1 protein-coding gene and 1 pseudogene are annotated in these 561 nt (G+C 45.8%); both read left to right on the top strand.

Features of this window, described 5'->3' with window-relative positions:
• A pseudogene (locus R7R78_RS28500) lies at positions 1–97 on the top strand (ABC transporter permease); the annotation flags it as partial.
• A 3-nt stretch (positions 98–100) separates the two neighbouring features.
• Positions 101–561 (top strand): ABC transporter permease (locus R7R78_RS28495; RefSeq protein ID WP_406707409.1); only part of this gene is annotated, 461 nt, incomplete at its 3' end.

The raw sequence follows: 561 nt of genomic DNA, 5'->3' as shown, positions 1-561 counted from the left end.
CATCTCGGTCATCTTAATGGCGCTGTTGGCGTTTATTACGGTGATTAACCAGTGGCTGATTGCCAAAAGTTACGCAGCTAAGAAAAGCAGGAAGTAAACCATGCAAGACGTAAATTCTCGATTCCATAAAAGCGTCGTTTACACCATCGTCGGAATCATGCTGATCCCGATTCTAGCGACGTTCATTTACTCGATCTCTTCTCGCTGGGGCGCAACGATTCTGCCTGATGGTTTCACTTTTGACTGGTACATTAAACTGCTTACGGATCCTCGCTTCTTACAGGCGTTTGGTCGCTCGCTCTTTATTGGCCTTTCAGCACTAGCACTGAGTGTTGTTCTCATACTGCCTGCGATTTTCGTGGTGTTTTACTACTTTCCGAAACTCGACAAGCTGATGAATATCCTGATTTTGCTGCCATTTGCAGTACCACCAGTGGTTTCGTCTGTGGGCCTTCTTCAACTCTATGCTGACAGCGAAATTTCCCTCATCGGTACACCCTGGATTTTAGTGGGTACTTACTTCACCATCGCATTGCCATTTATGTATCGCGCTATTTCCAA

This window comes from Vibrio sp. 2134-1 (genome assembly GCF_033339495.1).
The sequence above is the reverse complement of the archived record's forward strand: the minus strand, read 5'-3'. Positions and strand labels throughout refer to the sequence as shown.